This is a genomic window from Shewanella sp. 10N.261.52.F9 (genome assembly GCF_041471165.1).
Classification (GTDB): Bacteria; Pseudomonadota; Gammaproteobacteria; order Enterobacterales; family Shewanellaceae; genus Shewanella; species Shewanella marinintestina.
On record NZ_JBFRNX010000010.1, the window covers coordinates 1 to 6,795 of the forward strand.

At 39.3% G+C, this 6,795-nt stretch carries 10 protein-coding genes; 4 read left to right on the forward strand and 6 right to left on the reverse strand.

Translation table 11 applies throughout. From position 1 onward, the window contains the following. Positions 1-28 precede the first annotated feature (28 nt). Positions 29-355: a hypothetical protein gene (locus AB4298_RS07435; RefSeq protein ID WP_371986219.1), complete on the reverse strand. Its 327-nt coding sequence runs from the start codon at positions 353-355 to the stop codon at positions 29-31. A gap of 152 nt (positions 356-507) precedes the next feature. Continuing rightward, positions 508-783 (reverse strand): damage-inducible protein J, encoded by a 276-nt coding sequence (locus tag AB4298_RS07440; protein WP_371986220.1) that lies wholly within the window; start codon positions 781-783, stop codon positions 508-510. A 390-nt stretch (positions 784-1,173) separates the two neighbouring features. On the opposite strand from AB4298_RS07440, the gene AB4298_RS07445 reads away from it, so the two are divergent. Beyond that, on the forward strand, positions 1,174-1,572 hold the full coding sequence (locus AB4298_RS07445) for a hypothetical protein (RefSeq protein ID WP_371986221.1): 399 nt from the start codon (positions 1,174-1,176) through the stop codon (positions 1,570-1,572). Between the two features lie 15 nt (positions 1,573-1,587). Further along, entirely contained in the window at positions 1,588-1,875 is a 288-nt protein-coding gene (locus AB4298_RS07450) for a type II toxin-antitoxin system RelE/ParE family toxin (protein WP_371986223.1), read from the forward strand. On the opposite strand, the gene AB4298_RS07455 is transcribed toward AB4298_RS07450, so the two are convergent. The 3 genes from AB4298_RS07455 to AB4298_RS07465 all read right to left on the reverse strand — a co-directional run bounded on the left by AB4298_RS07455 (position 1,872) and on the right by AB4298_RS07465 (position 4,380). After that, positions 1,872-2,288, reverse strand: coding sequence for a hypothetical protein (locus tag AB4298_RS07455; RefSeq protein WP_371986225.1), 417 nt, complete (start codon positions 2,286-2,288; stop codon positions 1,872-1,874). The genes AB4298_RS07450 and AB4298_RS07455 overlap by 4 nt on opposite strands. A 54-nt stretch (positions 2,289-2,342) precedes the next feature. Then, the gene (locus AB4298_RS07460) at positions 2,343-3,053 is read right to left on the reverse strand and encodes a replication initiation protein (protein ID WP_371986226.1); all 711 of its coding nucleotides are present in this window, start codon (positions 3,051-3,053) and stop codon (positions 2,343-2,345) included. An 865-nt stretch (positions 3,054-3,918) separates the two neighbouring features. Continuing rightward, positions 3,919-4,380 carry a hypothetical protein gene (locus tag AB4298_RS07465; RefSeq protein ID WP_371986228.1) on the reverse strand — a complete coding sequence of 154 codons (462 nt, stop codon included), beginning with the start codon at positions 4,378-4,380 and terminating at the stop codon, positions 3,919-3,921. A 578-nt stretch (positions 4,381-4,958) separates the two neighbouring features. Here AB4298_RS07465 and AB4298_RS07470 point away from each other — a divergent pair. Beyond that, the gene (locus AB4298_RS07470; RefSeq protein ID WP_371986229.1) at positions 4,959-5,828 is read left to right on the forward strand and encodes a phage integrase N-terminal domain-containing protein; all 870 of its coding nucleotides are present in this window, start codon (positions 4,959-4,961) and stop codon (positions 5,826-5,828) included. 196 nt (positions 5,829-6,024) lie between these two features. Then, entirely contained in the window at positions 6,025-6,273 is a 249-nt protein-coding gene (locus AB4298_RS07475; RefSeq protein WP_371986230.1) for a hypothetical protein, read from the forward strand. A gap of 261 nt (positions 6,274-6,534) precedes the next feature. Here AB4298_RS07475 and AB4298_RS07480 read toward each other — a convergent pair whose 3' ends face one another. Then, positions 6,535-6,717 carry a hypothetical protein gene (locus tag AB4298_RS07480; protein ID WP_371986231.1) on the reverse strand — a complete coding sequence of 61 codons (183 nt, stop codon included), beginning with the start codon at positions 6,715-6,717 and terminating at the stop codon, positions 6,535-6,537. Positions 6,718-6,795: the final 78 nt, after the last annotated feature.

Below are 6,795 nucleotides of genomic sequence, written 5' to 3' on the forward strand. Positions count from 1 at the left end.
TTTCAATGAAAACTGGTTTAGAGTGTTTTCAGTGAAAAATCTGACGTTCTTCATAGTTACTTACAGCAGTAATCAGCCTCTCTAATTCTTCACCTTCTTTTGTACCTTTTTGAGAATGCCAAAGCTCTTCAATTCTGGATAATGCTCGTTTCAAATCTTTTTCTGAACTGATATGAATTTCTGCACCCTTATTTGACATACCCCCCCCCTTTTTTTTGCTTGATTGTGTAACTATTTCAAGTTCCAACAATAAGGTTTTCTTATGATAATGGTGCGTTCTACTACGTTTTTGCGTGAAATCAATATGTCGATCTGGAGGAACGATTTCTGCATTAATTTGGTTGTGAACTTTCAAGCTTAATAGGTCGTTATTAAGGTGGCAATATTACTCAAAATAAGTGGTTGGAGTGCTTTTCATTATGAAGCTAGTAAATTTTTGGGTTTTCTACGCTATTTAACATAATGGTCATTGGGCGCTTATAAAAAAGCCCGCTAATGCGGGCTTTTTTATCGAGCTCTAAGTTTATTTAGTTTTCGCTGCATAATCGCATTGGTTGCATCATTGGAAATGAACTCTGCTTTTCCAGATGACAGCTTTTCGTAAGCTTTATCTATTTCTTTAATAAGCCAAGATTCTTGAGCATCAATTGCCTCTTGCTCTCTAGCTAACTCTTCGGTCAAGCCTCTATAAGCATCACTAAGTGTCATACCTTTACGTTCTGCCGAGCGTTGAGCAAGCTTTTTGGTTTCCTCATTTATGCGGAATTGTACGCGTGCTTCCATGTGGTCTGCCTCTAACAACAATAAATTCGTTTCTTGTTTTTATAGCTTAATGTTAGCACAATTGTGAGCACGTGTAATTTAAAATTTTAAATCATAATTTATTTATACTGTTTATATATTCAGTTTTTGCGTATTTTTTGTTTTGCTTATCAGTGGTTTACGATTTTTGAAAATAATTGCACTAACTTGAAAGTGATTACGTTTGTATTTTTTGAGATTTTAAATTGATTATGTAATCTCATTATTGCGCTATTGATTTAGCGCGTTGATCGATCGGTGTGAGGTTTGTTGATCGATCAGGTTGAGATTGCTTAGGGATTGACTTTGTGGTGAGTTTGCTTTATCATATATATTGTAAGGTGGGCGAGTGTTAATGATGAGGAGCTATTTATGGCGTTTGAGAGTCAGTTAAAAAAGAGTCGGGTCGCGGGACGGAGAGGGAGTAGCGCTATTATTGTCGTTTCTCAGTCTTACAAACCATCGACGAAGAGTGAAGAGTTATCAATAAGAGTTGATGTTAAGTTGCTATCTAAGGTGGGGCTTAGCATTGGAAGTAAAGTTGACGTTCTATTTGATGGGGATTCAAATTTATGGATGGTAAAGAAATCGAATGATGGATTTACGATTTCGGGGAAGGTCGATGGGCCTACCGGTTTGATTCGGTATACTTTGAAAGAGGGCCACTCTCGGCTTACTGCAGAGCGAGCAAACCTGCCTGTTAAAATGGATGTTGATGAAGCCTGTTTAGTTATTGAGAACGATTCAATTATTTTTGCGTTACAGTCCTAGCGAGGGAGTTTGTGTATGGGGTATACAGTTGTCTGGGAAATGGACGCGGTTGATGATCGACTAGAGGTTATGGAGTTTCTTTTCAGTGAAGCAGGGGATGCTGTTGCATCTGCTACAGATGAAAAATTTACCACTGCTGCTAGTTTGTTATCAGAGCACCCTTTTATCGGTAAGGCGTGGGAAGGGATGGGGCGAAGGCTTATTATGACTGAAATTCCTTATTTCATCTTTTACGATGTTGATGATGAAAGGGAAAGAGTTAGTATCTTGAGGGTTATCCATAAAAGGAAGCTGTATCCTTAATTACTGTACTTCGCTCTTATTTGGGTGCGCAATGTAATGTCTTCAATAGTTTTTATTGTTTCGGGCCAGTCTGGATCATTTTCTGGTATATCTTCCTTTGGCTCGGAAAATGTTAATCGATGAGTTAATTTATTTAATTCATCTCGCATCAATTTCTGTTCATCTCTTAGCGCTTTTATTACTTCAACCAGGTCGTCGTAACTTGGTGTTGCTTGGTGTTGCTTTTTATCTTCATTAGGTGTTGCTTCAAGTCGCAGCGTACCGTAAACCCTAATTAACTCCGAAGTGTCAACTGTAGGCATTCCATCTCTATCTTTCTGACAGGAAAGCTTGCCAGACTTGATGTGCCTCCATATTGTCGTTCTATTTTTTCCTGTGATCCTTGCTGCTTGGGATAGGTTTAGCTTTGCCATGTTGCACCGATATTTCAGCACCTAGAGGTGCAGTATTGCGTTGTGTTGCATTGATTATACGTCTAATTTCAGTTGTTTGTTTTGTTTGAAGGTAAATGATAGCGCTGTAACTGTTCTTCCCTTCTTTATTGTTTCTAGCTCTATGATGAGATCACTACGTTGATTTAACTCGCTCACTGCTGGCTTTATTACCCATTTATTTAAATCTTTAAATAATGGATATTTGCTTGATAAACCTAGAGATGATTTAAAGTCCTTTAGGCTAATAATTCTTTCTCCGGTGCTATTGAATCTCATAAGAAGCTCGTAGAGCCTTATAGAATGAGATGATTGGAGTTCTGCAATATGTCTTAATTTGTAACTCGTAAACCTACTTTGAAGAGTGCTGATGTATTTTAAAACTTCATCAGACCAAGTGATGGTAACGCTACCCAGACCTTTTATCTTTTTTGACTTTCTTTGTATCCAACGAAGCTCTATATCATTATTCCCTTCCCTAAGGGATATCGTTGATTCATATAGCGCATCTGTTGCCAGGTAAAGTTCTCTATGAGCGTTAGGTATTCCCATTAACTCCGAGAACTCTAGGGCGGTTATTGTCATCTCTTTGGGGATTTCTTTACGTGAGTCAACTTTACCTAAACAGGCTAAGACTAGCTTTTGTGCTTGAACGTTTAGCTTATAACTCGCATCAATTAATGTGTTTGATTTCGTGACTGACAGGTTATTCATATTAAGTAGGGATGATGTTGAAAACTTCTCCACTTTACACAAGGGAGAAGTAGAGTCAAACTATTCCTCCTATGGTTGTGGACGAGACTGCGAATCTCTCCTCCTTTAAATGCTGGATTACTGCGAATCCCTCCTCCTTTAAATGCTGGATTACTGCGAATCCCTCCTCCTTTAAGTGCTGTAGCCTGCTGACACCAAGGCTTTCAGAGGTGCTAAAAACAAGAAAGATAATAAACAAGAAAGATTAAAAAGAGCTACGCCTGTGGATAAACATAAAAATAAGGAATCGGCACTTTCTGGCTGACGCCAGAGCCGAAAACAAGCAGACCTGGAAGTGACGTTTGTCTCCGACCGTTTTGCCTCAGTTGTTTCTGTAAAGAGCGTTTGCCTGCGGCGCTGGTCGCTACGCGACTGTCTGGCAGAAAGAGAAGTCAAAATCGATTTTAAACGGCCTAAATCGCAATTTAAGACCGCAAAGCAATAAATTTGGTATGGATGTGTGGTTTTAAAGTAAAAAGCGCTTAAAACGCATTTTAGAGCCTCTGAGCAACTATCGATTAGCGTAGTCTATCGACAGTTGCAAAGTGGTGTTTCTAGTCTTCTTCTTTGTAGCTTGGTAGCCGTACATACAAATACCGACCAATAAAAAAACCAGTAATAAGAATTACAATAACAGCAATTTGTGATGTGCTCATAGTGCTTCCTTTTTATTCGATAGTAGCAAAATACATCGATTACGTATCTTTCAATCTTGAAATTGTTACTAAATCAAAGAAAGCCAACGTTAGGGGTAGTGTCACTCCATTTTAAGGGAGTGACACTACCCCGTTGCTGTTCCTTATGCGGGGTATGTTGGCTTTTTTTGCATTTTAGAAGCGTTATGACGGTAACCTTGTATTTATAAAGATTCTTTTTGACAGGTTAAATTTTTATGATGAACAAACTCCATATACTCCAAGTTGTTTTCATAGCCTAACGTTGCGCTACCCAGCATCCATTCTGAACTTGTATGGTTTTTTTTCAATGAAATATAAGCTCGTACCTTCCCTGTATCATTACGTTTTTGAACTCCAAAATAATTGTATAGAGGATTACCTTCTAGAGAATAAAGAGTTTTCTGGATCAGGATTGTTTCATATACAGATGTATATGGCTTCATTCCAGGCTCATAGTGGTTGGCTATTGATATTTCTGATGGTGAAACTTCTATTATGTATGAACTTTTCTTTTCATGTTTACCTGGGTTCCAAACCTTGCAGTGTAAAATAAAGTTTTCATTATTATTTTTAGCTGTAGCTGTAGCCACAGTTGGCGCTGATAACGCAATAAATACACCTAGTAGACACCATAAATGTTTCATATTTTTTTTCCGTTTAAATTTTACGATATAAATTATTTTTTCTTGATTATGGTATTGACGGCCACTCAATATGTGGTCGGTTTCGACAGTATTGTATAAATCTGCACCTTGCAATTAATTGATTGATATAATTGATCTTTACCTATATTTGTTTACAAGTAATTTGTATCACTTGAGTTTCTTATTGCTCTAGTGACTGGATTGGGGTAGATTGAAATTTCTCCTATCGCATCACTCGATGCTTCAATATTTCAAATCAAACGATATACATTTTATCTCCGAACCCAACAGGGTTTTAGGGTCATTATATTTGGTTGGCGGAACTCCACAGAGTCGCACCATCTGGGCATTAGCCCGTAACAACACAAGCTCAATACCACTCGTAATTAGTGGGTTCTTTCTGTATCGGCAGTTAGAACGAGCATTAACACTGAACTGAATTCCGAAATGGCCGCAAGTGCAACGTGGTCGTCGTGTTGTTAGCCCACAGAGAACTCCTTTATTTAGATCAATGCGCCCTGCGTGGGCGCATTTCCATACTTTTATCTTTTGATTTTGTAACTTATTCAAGGCGCAGTATGGCGACTAATTTCTTTTTCCAAGCAAAAAAAATATTGAGACAACACAACCCCAGCTCTTTTGCGACAAAAACAGAGCGCTTTAAAACAGTTAGATTAGTGGATAAACAGCTCTTGGAACTAGGTTACAGAGGGTTGGAGCTAAAAGCGCTTAAGCCTAAGCACATCGATGCACTGCTTCAAAAATGGCAGTCCGATGGACTCTCACTAGGTACGGTTAAAAATCGCATGACGCACATTCGCTGGCTGGCTGAAAAGATCGGTAAGAAGGGGATTGTGCCAGCTTCGAATGCGGCTTTAGGGATTGAGAAACGCATATATGTAACCAATGAAAATAAGGGGAAAACACTTTCTCAAAAGCAGTTAAATTCGATAACCGATCAGCATGTAAAAATGTCGCTTAAACTGCAGGTGGCGTTTGGTTTAAGGCGTGAGGAAGCAATGAAAATCCAGCCTGAAAAAGCAGACCGCGGCGATCATTTAGTGCTAGATGCCTCTTGGTGTAAAGGCGGTCGAGATCGCACGATCCCAATTTTAAACGAGGCGCAGCGCGAATTATTGGAAGAAGCGAAAGCATTAGCGCATGGCCGTTCGTTAATTCCAGTGCAGCGAATGTATGTCGAGCAGATGAAACGCTACGAAAATACTTGTATTAAAATCGGCTTAGAAGGGGCGCATGGTCTACGCCATAGTTACGCTCACCAACGTTATTTTGAGTTGACGGGAATAGAGTGTCCCGCTGTCTCTGGAGTGTCGGTACGGGAATTATCTGCAGAGTTACAAATTGCAGACAAAGAGGCTAGAGCCATTATTACCCGTGAATTGGGGCATGGAAGATTGCAGGTGACGGCAACTTACTTAGGAAGCTGATCTTCTTTGGCTGCTTGATGGCTTGCATACCAGTAGACCATGCCTACGGAGGCTACGCTGATAAAGAGTGCGCCTAATACGATCCAGAAATACATAGTTTCATCCTCTGATGGCGGAATATTTCAATATTAAAATATCTTGATATTGTAACGTAAACAAATTAACTTGATTGTGTAACTTAATCAAGGTGTTTGAGATGGAAAAGAAACAGCATGGCGGTAGCCGTCCAGGTGCAGGACGAAAAACAAAATATGAAAGTACCGTAGTGATGCGTGTTCCAGAGAAATACAGGGATACGATTAAGGCGCTTATTTTGCACCTAGACGATACAGATATGATTGATAAAAATTACTCTGCAGTCGAGTCTGAAGCTGTTTTTCAGCGCTCTTTAAAAGATAAAGGGCAGCACATTATTTTTAGAACAGAACCGGTGATTAAAAAGTGAAGCGAAAGAATAAAGCGAATCGGGTTAAGCCTTGGGAAACGGGTATTTGTTTCTTTGTTGATAGGCATAGAACGGACGGGGAACTTTTATATTCAAAAGAGAAAATTAAACGGTGTGATACCCAAGCGAGCGTACATGTCAGAATGTGGCCTTTCGATTTAGATAATAGTAATCCGATGCATGCTGAAATGCTGGCGCTTATCGAGGAAGGAACGGTAGTTTTGAAGGCTGTTGTTTAACTCGGTACTCGTCCACCTTTCACTAGTTAACCCAAACTTTTTTAAATCCATTCTCAGCCGTATATTCCCATACTTGCCCAGCTTCTAGTTTGTCTTTCCAAAGAGTATTTGCGGCCTTTGCTATCCACGAAACTCCCTCTGGGGAATCTACAACTGCATCGCTATGGATTAACTCCATGAGTTCTTTTTTTAGATCAGTGCTCATCTGAATCTATCTCTGTTTTCTCAGGATGGAAAATCACTTCAACTTCCTTAATGTTTAGAGTGTTTTCAATGAAAACTG

Coding starts and splice junctions, on each gene's coding strand:
- AB4298_RS07440 (WP_371986220.1), bottom strand. CDS start 783: ATGGAAGCACGCGTACAATTCCGCATAAATGAGGAAACCAAAAAGCTT.
- AB4298_RS07445 (WP_371986221.1), top strand. CDS start 1,174: ATGGCGTTTGAGAGTCAGTTAAAAAAGAGTCGGGTCGCGGGACGGAGA.
- AB4298_RS07450 (WP_371986223.1), top strand. CDS start 1,588: ATGGGGTATACAGTTGTCTGGGAAATGGACGCGGTTGATGATCGACTA.
- AB4298_RS07455 (WP_371986225.1), bottom strand. CDS start 2,288: ATGGCAAAGCTAAACCTATCCCAAGCAGCAAGGATCACAGGAAAAAAT.
- AB4298_RS07465 (WP_371986228.1), bottom strand. CDS start 4,380: ATGAAACATTTATGGTGTCTACTAGGTGTATTTATTGCGTTATCAGCG.
- AB4298_RS07470 (WP_371986229.1), top strand. CDS start 4,959: ATGGCGACTAATTTCTTTTTCCAAGCAAAAAAAATATTGAGACAACAC.
- AB4298_RS07475 (WP_371986230.1), top strand. CDS start 6,025: ATGGAAAAGAAACAGCATGGCGGTAGCCGTCCAGGTGCAGGACGAAAA.
- AB4298_RS07480 (WP_371986231.1), bottom strand. CDS start 6,717: ATGAGCACTGATCTAAAAAAAGAACTCATGGAGTTAATCCATAGCGAT.